The sequence below is a fragment of the Nostoc sp. genome, from assembly GCF_036919595.1.
Lineage (GTDB): Bacteria > Cyanobacteriota > Cyanobacteriia > Cyanobacteriales > Nostocaceae > Nostoc.
On record NZ_JBALCO010000141.1, the window covers coordinates 127,229 to 141,846 of the forward strand.

At 41.4% G+C, this 14,618-nt stretch carries 14 protein-coding genes and 1 pseudogene; 7 read left to right on the forward strand and 8 right to left on the reverse strand.

The genetic code is table 11. The features are described from left to right. Nucleotides 1–279: 279 nt before the first annotated feature. The gene (locus V7K21_RS21495) at nucleotides 280–699 is read right to left on the reverse strand and encodes a hypothetical protein (RefSeq protein WP_335177241.1); all 420 of its coding nucleotides are present in this window, start codon (nucleotides 697–699) and stop codon (nucleotides 280–282) included. Nucleotides 700–806: 107 nt separating this feature from the next. Further along, entirely contained in the window at nucleotides 807–1,187 is a 381-nt protein-coding gene (locus V7K21_RS21500) for a hypothetical protein (RefSeq protein WP_335177242.1), read from the reverse strand. Nucleotides 1,188–1,999: 812 nt separating this feature from the next. Between V7K21_RS21500 and V7K21_RS21505 the strand changes: the two genes are divergently transcribed. The 6 genes and pseudogenes from V7K21_RS21505 to V7K21_RS21530 form a co-directional block, all read left to right on the forward strand. Next, nucleotides 2,000–2,290 carry a hypothetical protein gene (locus tag V7K21_RS21505; protein ID WP_335177243.1) on the forward strand — a complete coding sequence of 97 codons (291 nt, stop codon included), beginning with the start codon at nucleotides 2,000–2,002 and terminating at the stop codon, nucleotides 2,288–2,290. 498 nt (nucleotides 2,291–2,788) lie between these two features. Continuing rightward, the gene (locus V7K21_RS21510; RefSeq protein ID WP_335177244.1) at nucleotides 2,789–3,061 is read left to right on the forward strand and encodes a KilA-N domain-containing protein; all 273 of its coding nucleotides are present in this window, start codon (nucleotides 2,789–2,791) and stop codon (nucleotides 3,059–3,061) included. Beyond that, nucleotides 2,989–3,585 (forward strand): hypothetical protein, encoded by a 597-nt coding sequence (locus tag V7K21_RS21515; RefSeq protein ID WP_335177245.1) that lies wholly within the window; start codon nucleotides 2,989–2,991, stop codon nucleotides 3,583–3,585. The genes V7K21_RS21510 and V7K21_RS21515 overlap by 73 nt, the downstream gene beginning before the upstream one ends. 426 nt (nucleotides 3,586–4,011) lie before the next feature. After that, complete coding sequence (locus V7K21_RS21520; RefSeq protein ID WP_335177246.1) at nucleotides 4,012–4,185, forward strand: hypothetical protein; 174 nt, start codon at nucleotides 4,012–4,014, stop codon at nucleotides 4,183–4,185. Nucleotides 4,186–4,889: 704 nt separating this feature from the next. Then, nucleotides 4,890–5,072, forward strand: coding sequence for a hypothetical protein (locus V7K21_RS21525; RefSeq protein ID WP_335177247.1), 183 nt, complete (start codon nucleotides 4,890–4,892; stop codon nucleotides 5,070–5,072). 103 nt (nucleotides 5,073–5,175) lie between these two features. Then, a pseudogene (locus V7K21_RS21530) lies at nucleotides 5,176–5,670 on the forward strand (nitrogenase component 1); the annotation flags it as partial. Between the two features lie 612 nt (nucleotides 5,671–6,282). On the opposite strand, the gene V7K21_RS21535 reads toward V7K21_RS21530, so the two are convergent. From V7K21_RS21535 to V7K21_RS21560, 6 genes are all read right to left on the reverse strand, one after another. Further along, on the reverse strand, nucleotides 6,283–6,417 hold the full coding sequence (locus tag V7K21_RS21535) for a hypothetical protein (protein ID WP_335177248.1): 135 nt from the start codon (nucleotides 6,415–6,417) through the stop codon (nucleotides 6,283–6,285). Nucleotides 6,418–6,498: 81 nt separating this feature from the next. Then, nucleotides 6,499–7,422, reverse strand: coding sequence for a polyphosphate kinase 2 (gene ppk2, locus V7K21_RS21540; protein ID WP_335177249.1), 924 nt, complete (start codon nucleotides 7,420–7,422; stop codon nucleotides 6,499–6,501). A gap of 765 nt (nucleotides 7,423–8,187) precedes the next feature. Then, on the reverse strand, nucleotides 8,188–8,766 hold the full coding sequence (locus tag V7K21_RS21545; protein ID WP_335177250.1) for a hypothetical protein: 579 nt from the start codon (nucleotides 8,764–8,766) through the stop codon (nucleotides 8,188–8,190). 187 nt (nucleotides 8,767–8,953) lie between these two features. Beyond that, nucleotides 8,954–9,253, reverse strand: a complete 300-nt coding sequence (locus V7K21_RS21550; protein ID WP_335177259.1) for a XisI protein — start codon at nucleotides 9,251–9,253, stop codon at nucleotides 8,954–8,956. Nucleotides 9,254–9,601: 348 nt separating this feature from the next. Beyond that, nucleotides 9,602–10,336 (reverse strand): SDR family oxidoreductase, encoded by a 735-nt coding sequence (locus V7K21_RS21555; protein ID WP_335177251.1) that lies wholly within the window; start codon nucleotides 10,334–10,336, stop codon nucleotides 9,602–9,604. Between the two features lie 372 nt (nucleotides 10,337–10,708). Beyond that, complete coding sequence (locus tag V7K21_RS21560; protein WP_335177252.1) at nucleotides 10,709–11,593, reverse strand: glycoside hydrolase family 75 protein; 885 nt, start codon at nucleotides 11,591–11,593, stop codon at nucleotides 10,709–10,711. Between the two features lie 467 nt (nucleotides 11,594–12,060). On the opposite strand from V7K21_RS21560, the gene V7K21_RS21565 reads away from it, so the two are divergent. Further along, complete coding sequence (locus V7K21_RS21565) at nucleotides 12,061–14,256, forward strand: sensor histidine kinase (protein WP_335177253.1); 2,196 nt, start codon at nucleotides 12,061–12,063, stop codon at nucleotides 14,254–14,256. The last annotated feature ends 362 nt before the right edge of the window (nucleotides 14,257–14,618 follow it).

Here is a 14,618-nt window from a genome sequence, read left to right on the forward strand (position 1 = left end):
AAAAACGGCATCCAGAGCGGCTTTTAACCGCCTACACTGTCTACACCTGTAGACAGTGTAGGTCATCTATTGCTCCACTGTAGCAGGACTTATGAGCGCCAATGGTCGCACACAAGAGTGACTTAAGTGGCACTATAACAGGACTTATGAGCGCCAATAGTCGGACTGTAGACAGAGTATAGTTGCACTATAGTCGGACTGTAAGGCCCTGATCATGCCATGATCGAGGTACTTATCACCGATGATCGAGGCAGGATCGAGGCACATAAAGCGCACTTGTCACCCATGTGTTAGCTCTTTAGTAAAGGCTTGAATTGCCTTGCCTGCCGTTGATTGCTGACCAACTTTCAGCTTATTGAGCGTGCGATCGCGGGCTGCTTCATAGTCCGGCTGCGCGAAATTACCTGTTGCCTGTAGCTGTTGCCTATCCTTCAAGATATCGTTCTCTCGCTTAACGTCAGCCAATTCCTCCATTAGTTTTTCAAGTGCCTGCCCTAACTCATTCTGTTCGTTGCGGGAAAACTTGAGATCACTTTCTAGGCTCATAACCTTGCTTTGCAGCTGGTCGATGGTTTCGCTATTCGCTACAGTTGACTCTATGTTGCTTGGCTGCCCGGATGCACCTGTTGTCTGTAAGTGTTGCCTGAGTAGCTGGTTGTCAGTTTCAGCAAACCGTAATTGCTCATCCTGAATTCGCAATTCCTTGTCCTGAATTCTAATTCGTTGCTGTAACTGGTCAATAATTTCGCTATTCGCTACAGTTGAATCTTCATTACTTTCTTGCCCGGTAGCGCTATTCTCTTGTACTACCGGGCCTTCAATTTTCCCCGCAGTTCCTCCAGTTGTGCCTCTAGTTGCGATCGCACTTCTGCTAGACTCTCTTCTATACGTTTGTCTATCAAGACTTCAGTATTGTCTATATTTATTTCTATACGTTTGTCTATTAAGGCTTCAGTACTGTCTAGACTTTCTTTTATACGCTTGTCCACTAAGGCTTCAATGCTGTCTAGACTATAATTAGTGTTAAGGGTAGAAGAGGTAGAGAGAATCTGTTTTGCATCTAGACAACTCTTGATGAACTGAAGAAGAATAGCCGAAGCGGTAGAGTTACTACCTGTTGCTAGTGCTTTGAATGATTCCCACTCTTCAGGCTCAATCCGAAAAGTGGCTAGTGTTTTATCTGCCATTTAATCTAGACTTTGTATATACTTATTTCAGTTTAACTTAAGTCTATATGTTTGTCTATCAATATTTTCCTTACTGTGTCTAGACCCAAGGTGATCATGAGGTGATCACCTTCGTTACAATTTGAAAGCCATACAGAGCAAGGACTTTCGTTCAATTGTAACGAAGGTGATCAGTTGATCATCGTTTTTTCGCGTTTTTTTCTAATTCCAATTTTATTTTTTTCGCGTTTTTCGTGTATTTAGATGGAGCACCTTCGTTACAATTAAAAAAACTCCTACCCTGTATGGCGTACAGAATTGTAACGAAGGTGATCATCGAAGGTGATCATAAGATGATCATAAGATGATCCATAGTTTTGATACATGCTTCGTTTTTGAGCGCTTGATTGCTCTGTGCAAGGTTTTCAGAATTTTAGCGAAGGTTATCCACTGAGTTAAGTTTTGTGAAGCTTTTATCTAGATTTTGTCTATACTTATTTCGTCTGTGTGAAGTCTATATGTTTGTCTATCAATATCTTGACTTTTATCTATATAAACATCTATACTGTGTCTATCAGTGATTATTTAGGGTTGCAGCGAGTAAATCGTAGCGTCGTCTCGCTCCCCTAGTACCCACAGGGGATGGATAAATAATCATCTGGCTAAAAAAGTGCGATCGCAATTTGTTGCGAAATCTGCTTCAATGATTTCAGATACCTGATACGACAAATGAAGTCAGCGCTTGAATGCGCCCCAGTGCAGAGGACTTCGACCTCCTCTGACTGGCACGACTTCCCCCTTAAAAGTTCTCACGCCACTAAGGAGGCAATAGTATGTTAGCGCCTGATGCGCCCACTTTGGGCAATTTTCAGCAAGCGTCAAAGTTTTGGCGTTTGCGGATCAGCAAAGAATTCGACAAGCCCGAATATTACATTGGTCAAACCGTGCTGCACAAGATAAAGGTGAAGCAGGGTGAGATTTTGTATCCGGTAACAGTGCTTGGTCTTTCCTGGACTGGCATGGACTGGCAGTACAGCGTCTCCCTCCCAGAAGATCATCCTTGGTTTGAGGTAGACGATAACGAGCGGGAATGGGTTGATGACCATGAGCTAGAGCCGATGTAATCCAATTGTAACGAAGATGATCAGGGGTCTCACCCCTGATCATCTATGATCATCTTGGCGGATCATCTCTCTTCATAATTTACAACGCTTACAGAGCAATCATCCTGGGAATTGTGAAGATAAGGTGATCAAGGTGATCTGTATGAAACCTGTTTTTTTTTTCTGATTTCAATTTTATTTTTTTCGCGTTTTTCGTGTACTTAGTATGATCATCTTGCTTTACATTTACAAAAAACTATTGCCCTGCATAGCTTGTAGAGCTTTACAAAGATGATCATAAGAAGATGATCATAAGTTGATCCATAGATGATCCATAGTCTTGATACATGGTTTGTTTTTGAGCGCTTGATTGCCCTGGGTAAGCATTTGAGTTGTTTTCAAAGGTGATCCACGTAGTGACTAGAAATTAGTCACTACGTATCTAAAGCATTAATTTACACTAACGATCCATGTCTGAGCTGAAGTTATTTAACATTTTCAGAGCAACGAGGAATTCATATGTCACAAAGAGAGCAGTTTGACAAATTAATGCAAGACGCACGGCGAGACGACGGCTATATCAACGCTACCGAATGGTGCAAGCATTTTGGGTATGACTTGAGAAACTGGAAGCGATCGCGAGAGACAAAAGCTAGATCAGAGTCTTTGAAAATCACAGAGTCTGCTGAACCTTGGATTATTGAGCGCGTAGACAAAACTTGGGTGACCTGGGTTCACCCAATCATGGCAGTTCACTCAGCTACTTTGATCCAGCCTTCAACGACCATATAGCCGAGATTTTTGTCAGGTATGCCGCAGATGACCCAACTCTCGCCGCTGATATTGCCTCACGCCAAAACACGGTAGAAGGGCTGGATATCATCAACGAGGCAGTTCAGAAGCGATACAGTTTCATTTTGAGACGCGATTTCATCTGCCTCACAAATCCAATCGCGCTTGATCACATGAGAAGACAAGCTGAGTGGGGAGAGAAGCTTTCTGAGTCAAATTTAGTGTCTCTTTTAAACAAAAAGTTTGGACTGCCTTGCAAAGGGCTTGTTTTGAGTGTGCCACTCCATCAAGGTACCTTCGATTTATTGGAAAACTTTTTGAAAGAGAAATACCCAGGCATTTATCAAAGCGCGTATACAGTTTTTGAGCCACTTTCAAAACAGTACTCATATTCATCATTAAAATATGAGGTCGTTTCAAAACAGAACTCATATTCATCAATGGAGGATGATATTGCTTTATTTAGCTATTTCATCCTAGAAATTAATGATTGGGTAAGAGACCAAGGTGGTAGTTATATGTAGCTTTTGAAGGTAGTGCGCGTGGATTGCAACGCTTCCCGACTTCCGACTTCCAACTTCCACCACCTAGCTAATGAAGTTGTAAGTTGAAGTCGGAAGTTACCGCAACGTGCAGCGGCAAGACTAGCCACTGGCAATTGTGTACAAAAACGTCGGGCGATCGCGGAAGGCTACCGTAAATTGTCCGCAACGCAATCACACAACGGCCCGCCAATAATTGCGATCGCAATTGAGTAGATGAAGAGAGGTATTGAGGCTGCGTTCCCGAACGGAGAAATTGTGGTTAATGACTTAGAGGTGGGGCCTGTTCGGGGTCATCTTTGAAACTTGCAGAGCATCTGTCAAAGTTTATACACTAGACTCAAACACGGGTGTATTGAGATGGATGTACAAGGAAGGCGGATAAGCAAAAACGGAGTTCTACACCTAATGGATAGAGAAAAACCTGGTGAAGTAACTTGGTTAACTTTGTGCGGTCGCAAGATTCACGCCGCTCACGCTCTACCGTTGCAAAAGTTTGGTTCGCAAGAGAATTGCTGTGCAGTCTGCGTTCAGATGCAACGCAGCAACGAGTTGCTGCATTCCCGATCAATGACAGCTTGAAAAGAATTTAGATTTTTCTATTGACATACGACTCACACACGTATATGTACCCTATAGGGGGTAAAAACTACACACGCGAAACACACGTTTTACTAGTTTCCCAGTAATGCAGTTCTAGCACCAGTTTTGTCAAATCTACACAATACACTGGTATATGAGTGTCTGTATTTTGCAAATTTTTGCAGCAGAGTGATTTTTGTCAAAGAAAGACAATAGACTCGTATATCAGTCTATGTATTTTGCAAATTTTTGCAGATTTTTAAACCACGCCAAAATTGTCTTAAACCCAAAGGGCTTGCAATTTAAAACCACGCTAAAATTGCAGCTTGCCCGGTGCTGTTATAGAGCGTTATAGCGTTCCGAGAGAGTTAAGGGTGTTTATAGCGCAACATGGGGTCTAGCAAGGCTTATTAATGAGTTGCTAAGATTTTCCACCCAGAGGGTGGTTATATGCCTAATAGGCTTTGAAATGGTATAGCAACAAATAGCGTTTGTAGAGGCTTAAGGAGTCGTAAAGCAGACCATAGAAAAAACCAATAATTTCTACGGCTGTTCTACGAGCATTCAACGACGATATTGCATAATCGGCCTAAAGGGGCGATAAGGACTGCGACGCTTCTACAAAGCTGCAACACAATGCATTCGGACATCACACCTACAAGGAAGCCTATAGGGTTCCATTGGCAACCGTGCGTTGTTCGTAAGTGCAACAAGCTTACAGGGTTAACAGTGTAAAAGCTGTTATTACTGCGTTTCATGCGCCTAATGTAGATGGTGGCTGTTTTCCAGTCGATGACAGACCAGCGCAGCGCGATCGCCACTGTTGCATCCCGCCTTATTACTTTAGTAAGCCACAATTTGCAAATCAAATTACCATTTCACTATAGTTTTGAGTGTTTAAATCACAAGCTTTAAGACAAAAACAAGCCACGCTAAACGCAGACTTTTAAAAGAACTGATATATATGACTTTCAGACTTTAATCAACCGTATTCCCTGGTTAGAATACAACTTCTTCGGCCCCACCAAGATTGCTGAATCTTTACGGGAAATTGCTTCCAAGTTTGACGAGACAATCCAAGCAAACGCTGAGAAGATTATCGCCAAGTATCAGCCCACAATGGATGTGATTCTTGACAAGTATCGCCCCCGCTTAGAAGGTAAGACTGTTGCCATCATGGTTGGTGGTCTGCGTCCTCGCCACGTTGTCCCAGCTTTCCAAGACTTGGGCATGAAGATGATTGGTACAGGTTATGAGTTCGCTCATAACGACGACTACAAACGTACCACTACCATGATCGAAAACGGCACCATCGTTTATGACGACGTTACCGCTTACGAATTCGAGGAATTTATCAAAGCGCTTAAGCCCGACCTTGTAGCCTCTGGTGTGAAAGAGAAGTACGTCTTCCAGAAGATGGGTCTGCCTTTCCGTCAAATGCACTCTTGGGATTACTCCGAACCTAGCGATCGCTCCTACAATTGATATAATGCAAGGTTTTTTAGCGGTGGGAGAAAAAAGAGCCTATTTCTAGCCTAAATCAAAGTTACAGGCTTATTTAGGAACAATCTGTTTTGATGCTTCAGATAGTATAACTCTTATTCAGTCTGCTTTTAAGATTTTGTTTGCATTTTGCTCAAAGAAAAACTGTAAAATTAAAGACTATTTTAAATGACAATTTTTTAGATTAAATGGTGCGATGGCACTGATTAACAACTCTAAGTAGGTGGTAGAGAGAACTTAGATTGATCAACATTTAGTTTATTATCCTGACTGTTACCTGAAAATAAAACTGTACGTCTTTGAAAATTCTCATAATTTGCTATGCAAGTATTCAGGCGGTCTAGAATTCCTTCACAGACTTCACGCTCTATGGAATATTTCCTTTCTCGATGCTTAAATACAGCAATCTGATCCAAAAATAGTGTTATTGCTTTATAGAAAAGCTTCAAATTCTAAAGAAAACTAGCTGCTGTCAATTGGACAGCTAAAAAACGGAACTGGGTACTAATCTTACTGGCTTGCTCCTGAGTTAGTCCATGATCTGTATAATAATAACCGAGAATAAAAATTATTACGATAGCTGCTCGTGCTTAATTAATCACTTTTGATAATAACTAAACTATAATAGAACTCCTGCGGACGCGTAGCGCCCGCAAGCTTGAGGCGATCGCATGATTCATATTTTGATTCAGTAACGCCGATAAATTTCTGGGCGATCGCAACATCCATAAATAAGGTTTACATAAACCTTTGGGCTTCTGGCTATATTCAATTATTAGTGAGAAGCTGCAATACAACGTCTGATGTTGCTTAATAGACTTGAGGGACAAAGAACTGCTCATTGCGGGGGGCGCGAACATAATTCTCACCTAAAGGTCTAGACGGAAGCTCTAAGGGAGGAGGCGTCATATCTTCGTAAGGAACTTTGCTCAACAAATGATGAATGCAGTTGAGCCGCGCCCGTTTTTTATCATCCGCTTCAATCGTAAACCAGGGGGCTTCTGGAATATTCGTATACGCAAACATGTTATCTTTTGCTTTGGAAAATTCTACCCAGCGATTACGTGATTCCAAATCCATCGGGCTGAGTTTCCAGCGCCTTGCTGGATCGTGACTGCGAGAGAGAAAGCGTTGCTCTTGTTCTTCATCGCTGACGGAGAACCAATACTTGATTAAAACAATACCTGAACGTACCAGCATTCGTTCAAATTGCGGGCAAGATTGCATGAATTCTTGATATTCTGCTTCAGTACAAAAACCCATCACCCGTTCAACTCCAGCTCGGTTGTACCAACTGCGATCAAAGAGGACAATTTCGCCTGCTGTAGGAAGATGTTGCACGTAACGCTGAAAATACCACTGAGTTTTCTCACGATCAGAGGGGGTTCCCAGGGCAACTACACGACAGCCACGAGGATTGAGTGGCTCGGCAATGCGTTTAATTACTCCTCCTTTGCCGGCAGCATCGCGCCCTTCAAATATTACGACAACCCGATAGCCAACGTGCTTAATCCAGTATTGCATTTTGACTAACTCAATCTGGAGTTGTTCTAGTTCAGTTTCAAAAGTCTTTTTGGGAATTTTTTTGGCAATAGCTTCAGTGCTAACTTCAAAAATACCTTTTGATTTTTTAGATTTTTTCTTGTCTTTTGCCTTTGCTAGGTTTTCTATTAAATCTGTAGTGGGTTGAGCTAAACCATTATTTTGCTGGTTTTTAATTTCATCAATTGACATCGCAGTTACTCCATGCCATTGAATTGGCATAATTGCTTATCTATCAAGTATATGTTTTATTGAGTGTAAATCTACATCTTCGCAAGTATTACCAGACTAAAAATGTAAAATTATTATCCATCTTTCGTTATAGTCAATTTCAATTTTTAGTTTAATCGCACAACGAGGATTCAGCTATTAATGTATTGCCAGACGATTTATTATCGATGTTTGTCAATGGGCTTTGTCTGACTTGTTAACCAATAACCAGCTCCTGCGATCGCACCAATAGCAACATTCGGATAGATTGTAATTCCGCCTAACTTTGGTTCAGAAGTATTGCCGAGAACCGGATCATTAGGAATTTGAAAGGGAAATGGTAATTAGCTGTCACCGTTTTGCCTAATATCTGGTTCAATGATCTCCTTGATAAATTCAGGAATTTCTTTATGCAATCTAACTGCCTGTTGTTTTAATTTTTCATAAATTTCAATATTTTTCCCTTGTTACATAAGGTCTATCCTCCTAACTTCTTGCATCGGCAGGCGTAGTGATCGCGCTAGGCTATAGGAGGAATGCAATCGCTATAATTCAGGTTAGCAAAAGCTCAAAATTTTTATTGCTGGAGTAAGTTTGTCTATAACATTGAATCTCTTGTAGCTTGTGTTATACGATTTTACATGGTCTTATAACAGGGTAAAGCTCATTCTGTCATAACTCTTGAGCATATTCCAAAACCTTGATTCAAACTCAATTTAATAAATGCTCACGATTCATTCTTGTGGCTCAGTCTGGGAAAGCCAGACCAGTCATTGGATCACGGATATATAACCCTAATGTGAGACTACGCATCACTTCATCCCAAATGGGTATTAGCGGCTCTGCTTGATCTGCCCAATAATCGAATGTAATCAAGCACTGAACATTTGACCCCAAACCAATGCAAGTCCGCGAAAAAGCTTCGCGTGGTTCTTCTTGAGTGTCAATAAATTTTATCTCTGTCCAGACAATTCTGGCAGTTTGGCGCTTGATGGTAACAATCTCTCCCTTGGCAATGACGTTACGACTGTCGTCTTCCATTACTTTCTTCAATGTAGATTTTAGCGGAAACTGGCTCCAGTCGTTGGGTGGAAGACGATTAAAAGATACTTCCAGACAGCAATCATCGTTGGGCGGTTTTTTATCGAGGAACTTGAAAGATTTTTCTTGTGGCTCAAAAACCCAATTTTGGGGAACATTGAAGCGAACAGCGCCTCGATCTGCGACAAAAATTTTGTAGCCTGATGGAGATTCCCAGCGATGGTCAGGTTTTAATTCAAGCGTTTCTTTAATCCACTGGAGATTGCTTTTTTTACGCTTTGCCATAATGTTTTTGCTTTCTCTGTTGAAGAGGGCGTAGGCGTTAGCCCGTCGTAGACATCGCTTAGATTTGGGTCGTAGGCGATGTCTACGACCGGCTGTTCGGCATCGCTCACTTTGTTAATATTATCAAATTGCTTGAGATCATGGTGCATTGCGCCCTTGCAACAATGCACCCAATAAATAAGAAAATTTAAGCGATACCGTACTCTGTGTACTGTCGTTTGTATGAAGGTTGTAAACCCAGCACAATGTCTTCCTTTGAGACTCCCATAGCAACTAACTTCTCAGCTGGATTTTGATTGGTCAAATTCTGCTGAAGCAAAATTTGACCATCTCTAATATCAAAATGCATAATGCATCGATAAATACGGTTAAACCCTTGCCAGCCAACATTCATCCACTGAGAATGATCTCGCTCTGTATCAAGAATAAGTTGAACTTCTACTTGATGCTCTAATTTATCATTACTAACATAATGAGTCAGTAATATTTAAATATATTCCCTATACTTTGCTATTTTATCCATTGCACAATCACCTCATTTTCTGGATCATATACGATTAGTAAAACCTGATATCTTTCTATCGCCGTTTGTGTAAACTAAAATCATCCGTTTAGCCTTGCGTTTAATTTCTTCTGAGGTTGAAGTATCTGGATATAACTCTAATGAAAGTCCGTGTATAACAACTACACGACTGTGACGAGAAGTCAAATCAAGGTTTTGAATATTTGAAAACCCATTAGACTGTTTGCTAATACCAAGATAAATTTCAATGTTGCAAGGTCAGCAAATGAAATAAGTTTTTATTTCAGAAAGCTGGTATCCAATCCTTTAAAATCAATAAGGGCTGGCGGTGGGGCGCACAATGATTTCGCTAACATCAACGTCGTCAGGTTGTTTGATCGCAAATGCGATCGCTCTAGCAATAGCCTCTGGTGGAATAGCAATCTGCCGGAAATCCTGCATCCCCCGACGCGCCTCGCTATCCGAAATACTATCGGCCAGTTCTGACTCCGTTACTCCAGGCGAAATCACTGTCACCCGGATGTTGCTAACTTCCTGGCGCAGTCCCTCAGAAATAGCACCCACTGCAAACTTCGTAGCACAGTAAACGGCTGCGGTGGGGCTTACTGCATGTCCACCGATTGATGATATGTTGATGAATTGACCAAATCCCTGTTCTTTCATAATTGGCAATCCCGCAGCAATACCATGCAGGACACCTCGAATGTTTACGTCGATCATCCGATTCCATTCTTCAACCTTGAGGGCTTCCAGTTTTGAAAGCGGCATGACACCTGCGTTGTTCACAATTACGTCGATGTGGCCAAACGTCTTTTGAGCGAATCCAACAAATTCGTCTACGTCATTGCGTTGCGTGACATCCAATTGCTTATAGTGCGCTGAACCACCCTCGTTGCGAATTGCCGTCACAAGAGTTTCCAGGCGATCGGTGCGACGCGCACCTAACACGACATGTGCGCCTCTGCTAGCGAGTAAGCGGGCGCTAGCTTCACCGATGCCACTGCTTGCACCCGTAATTAAAACGACTTTCTTCTCAATTTCTGACATGCGTAATCTTTTTTCTTGTTTAGGTTACCAAAATTGCCCATATACTACCCTAATTGAGACGGAAGTTTTTTAATGTAAAGAATATTAAGCAGTTGTATTTAGGCACTATACTTTGCGATCGCACTGCCCTCAAGATGACCAAAAGTAGTCATCACAGCGCAAAAATATTGATAAAGTCGAATTTAGTTAGCAAAATGAGCTTTTACTTACTCATTTCAGCCATTAGTAAGGTGTATTATCGCCCAGCACAACGCACCTTACTAGAGGGATGCGATCGCACTATATGCAATCATGCTGCCTCAATGTCAGATTCCAAGGTGCCAAAGAGAGATTTCAAAGCGCGATCACCCTAAATTTGTATAAGGTAGACTTTTATAGAGACTTTATCCGTTCTACGCCACCCCATATTTCAAAAAGCCGTTTAGTTTCAGCTTCTATCTCTAAAGTTTTTCTTGGCTGTCCATTCCCAGAACCTGGGAAAACAACATAAATGATGTTTTTGGGAATTCCTCGCCTAACTCTTGAGCGCACGAATGGATCGTTTCCAAGAGCCTGAGACAGAGCTATTGAACCCTCACCTATTTGGTTCTTAGGCCCAATATCAGCATAAATTGCAAAAATGAGTTTTTCGTTATTAGTGTTGTAAACAACTGCAAAATCTCCTAATTTGACGCCTGTAACCCTTCTAAAATCAGCGTTTCCCGGAAGAACAATATAGGGGATATTTGTTGAATCAACATATCGACGTGGATCTTGTGTGACAAATCCAGAGTCTAATAATGCAGTTGTAGAAATATAGTATCCGGGATATGGATCGGTACTGCCCTGAATAAACGCCTTGCCGTTTTTATCTACAGCTAGTGCCCACCAATTATCTGAATAGCCAGCATTTGCCAAAAAATCAATCCCTGTATCTGCTGGGTGATAAGCATTAGGCGCACCATCAGCATTAATGCTCATGCCTGCTTCATAGAAGAATGCAGATTCTCCATCTGCTTGGAAAATAGGGATTTCACCAATCTCAAGAAGAGTCTTGATGGCAAAAATTGTGACTTGACTAAGAAATTTATGAGCGACAAAACCTTCTAAAATTTTTCCTTCGATAATAGTTGCAACCTTCCACCATTTGTACTCATCTGAATTTTTGATTTTAGATATGATATGTCCTTTTGGAAGAACTGCTATTCGATTGGCATCGTCAACAATAGGTGCTGAACGTATATTCAAACTTTCTGATGTTACTTTGAATTGCTGCATAAATTACTTAAAATTTATAAATTAAAGCAAAATGGTTAAATATTTAAACTTTATGGTATGCTTTGTTCTTTAATATTTCAACTGCGCTCGCTGCTCAAGTTTGACCACTCTATCAACTGATGCAGCAAAATAGTTACCTGTTAGATTGGGATGGCAGTGGTGAGGTTCAGCTTTTTTCGGATGTTTGGAATATTTGATATGATAATCCGTTGCGCTTTCCGACAACGCACCCTATAGCTACAGCCAATACTACTCGCTTTGTGCATTTTGAACTCAGAATTTGATTTTGGCAAAAGCTTACTAGGTTTGGATTAAAGGTTTTTTCTTCCCCTTTTCTCCAAAACCCGATAAGTATTGCAGTTACAGCTGCCTTTGACTTGACAAAAAAATTTAAACAAAGGTAAGTATGTGGGCATCTTGGGAACTATAAAACTAAATCAAATTAGCACAACTTCCAGTTTCCAGCAATGAAGACTCACTATCCCAGCAAAGGTAAAGCGTTCCCATTACAGATTGTTCTTATTGTTCCCTTCGTTATCCAAATTTTTGGAGCAGTCAGTTTAGTGGGTTATTTGTCCTTTAAAAATGGACAAAGAGCAGTTAACGACCTAGCAGAACAGTTGATAGATCGCACCACGGATGTAGTGGATGAACACCTGAAGTCTTATCTTTCGATTCCGCAAACCCTGAATCAGCTCAACGCAGATGCCATTGGTAGGGGAATTTTAGATGTGCGCGATCGCAAAACCCTTGGCAAGTATTTCTGGGATCAGATGCAGGTTTATGACTTGACTTATATTGGTATTGGACTAACAACGGGTGAGGGGATGGGAGCCGCTCGTTATGATGGCAAGACAATCACGATTGATGATTGGACTGCCAAGCTTCCCAATAATACTTCCACCTATGCCACAGATAATCAAGGTAATCGAACTCAGGTCAATGCTCGATGGAGTTGGGACAATTTCAGTGAATCTTGGTATACCCAACCCATCGCTGCTGGTAAACCTATTTGGGGAAAGATTGTAACTGCAATTCTTCCAACGGGCCCCTACATCACCGCCTCTGCCAGTCGTCCGATCTATGATTCGCAAAATCGCTTACTAGGAATGATTGCAACGGATATTCACCTGCTGAAACTCAGCGATTTTTTACGCAGTTTAAATATTAGTAAGTCTGGGCAGGTGTTCCTTTTAGAGCGGGATGGCACATTAATTGCCAGTTCTGGTACAGAGAAGCCTTTTGTCCTCGTTAATCAAAAGATCCGGCGATTGTGGGCGATCGACAGTTCTGACCCAATTATACAGAACATTGCCAAACACCTCCAAACCTCGGGGTTTGAATCTATCACCCAACACACAGATTTTCAACTTGAGGTGCAAGGAAAACGGCATTTTGTCGATGTCCAACCTTGGCGTGACAAGTATGGCTTGAATTGGCTGATGGTAGTGACTGTGCCAGAAAACATATTTATGGAGCAAATTAATGCCAACACCCGCACTACGATCGCGCTTTGTTTTGGTGCATTAGTCGTTGCCTCGGTGATGGGCGTGTTTACCTCCCATTGGATTGTACGCCCGATTCTGCGCCTAAATTGGGCAAGTGAAGCAATGGCATCTGGCAATTTAGATCACAGAGTAGAAACTAGCGTTGTCCGAGAACTTAATACCCTTTCCAACTCCTTCAACCACATGGCAGGACAACTGCACGAATCGTTTACTGCTTTAGAGAAAAGCAAGGAAGAACTAGAAGACCGGGTAGAAGATCGCACCACTGAACTCAAAGATGCATTAGAGGAATTGCAGCGCACTCAAGCTCAAGTTATTCAAAGTGAAAAAATGTCTAGTCTGGGACAACTAGTTGCTGGAGTCGCACACGAAATTAATAATCCAGTCAACTTTATTCATGGTAATCTTGTCTATGTGCAGGAATATACCCAGAATTTATTAGCATTTGTGCAGTTGTATCAGCAGTATGATTCCAACCCTGCCCCTGAAATTCAAACTGCTGCTGAAGACATGGATCTGGAGTTTTTGCAGGAAGACTTACCAAAAATGTTGTCTTCCATGAAAGTGGGCACCGATCGCATTCGCCAAATTGTCCTGTCGCTGCGAAACTTCTCTCGCATTGACGAAGCAGAATTCAAAAGCGTTGATATTCATGAAGGCATCGACAGTACCTTGATGATTTTGCAACATCGCCTCAAAGTTAAACCACAACAACCGGAAATTGAGGTGATCAAAGACTACGGTACTGTACCCTTAGTAGAATGCTATGCCGGACAACTCAACCAGGTGTTTATGAATATTTTAGTGAATGCGATTGATGCGTTAGAAGAAAATAATGCCAAGCGTACCTATCAGGAGATCCAGGACAATCCTAGTCGAATTAAGATTCGCACATCGGTGGTTAATTCAACGTGGTTAAAAGTGGCGATCGCTGATAACGGAGTCGGTATTTCCAAAGAATTTCAGCAACGAATATTCGATCCCTTTTTCACTACCAAACCCATTGGTAAAGGAACCGGAATGGGTATGTCAATCAGCTACCAAATCGTTACAGAAAAACATGGCGGTAAACTGGAGTGCTTCTCAACTGCTGGAGAAGGAACAGAGTTTATCATTCAGGTTCCTTTGCAGGTAAAAGTTCATGGAGTGGTTTAACTTAATACTAGTACCACAAGGCGAAAGTCAAAATCATTCGTAATTTCTAATTCGTAATTCGTAATTATTACCCCATACCTGAACGCCTACGCGTCCCGTATGAAAGATGGGGGTTTGAATAATGATAACTGTTTATTTTTTTCATTAATAAATTAAGGGGCTTGGGCCTCAAGGAATTAATTATTAATTCATAATTAATAATTGCGAATTATTCGAGCAATTTACCTAAATATTTTTACGTAACATAAAATTTATATATTAATATATTACGCCTTATGTGAATTAAGCCACAGGATGCTGTTCAAAAGTAAGAACATCAATACCAAAACGCTGGCGCAGAAAAATACGCAGAGTATGACTGG